Annotated in this window: 1 protein-coding gene; it reads right to left on the reverse strand. The window is 45.8% G+C overall.

Annotation, left to right across the window (positions count from 1 at the left end; genetic code table 11):
- The coding region (locus tag OB13_RS20355) for a TetR/AcrR family transcriptional regulator (RefSeq protein ID WP_461492021.1) at positions 1–164 on the reverse strand (164 nt) is incomplete at its 3' end.
- Positions 165–869: the final 705 nt, after the last annotated feature.

Raw genomic sequence — 869 nt, forward strand, 5'->3', positions numbered from 1 at the left:
AAAATGTCATCTTTGCTTTTGTAGTAATAATAGAGCGTACTCTTCCCCTTTCCGGTAGCTTTGGCTATATCCTCCATCGTGGTTTTGGTCCAACCAAAATGCCGGAACAGCTTCTGAGCCTCATTCAAAATCTCTGTTTTTATGGCCTCATCCTTGTCGCTCATTCTCAATAGACTAAAAACGTTTTCTGGTCCAAAATTACAACTATTATTTTGGTAACAAAACGATAACGTGCCTTTAATTTTTATTCCCACGCCTTTGCTTTTATGAGGGACTCCGGATAGAGGCACAGGTCTCAGCAGCCCTTTCGCCTTTATAAACAACTGACAGTTAATCGCTTAAATCGCAGCATCAGGCTGCTGTTTTGTGTAGTACTGCGCGGGCTTACAAGGTATAGCAGGTACCTGAACAGCAACGTGGAAAGCAGCCAGAAATCTGCTAAAAAGAAGACCATTCCTGTTTTAATCAACACTATACCTGTCAGCAGGCGCACTGTGTTAGGTAAGTCCGCCGCTGAACGACAAAAGCAGGTCTGAAGCCGGAAGAAAATCTGTTCTTCCGGCCGCTCAGCAATGATCCGTAGGTATAGTTTAGCGGAATCTTTTTCTAGCTTCACATACCACGGCCCAGTCGCGTGCAACGTGTGCCCCAGCACATGATCTTCTCTTTCCTGGGTTTAACATCGAAAGCCCTGAGCCCGACTCAGAAGCGCATCGCAGCAAACAACTGAAATCCTTGATCCGGATCAACTGCATTTCTTGATTTGGATCAATGCTTACCACTCCCCTGCCCTGTAACTTTGCATGATCATCCACTTAATAAAATGCCTTTTGCCCGGCTCAACCTCATCCGTTATCCGCTGACCGGGG

Source organism: Pontibacter sp. HJ8 (assembly GCF_054824225.1).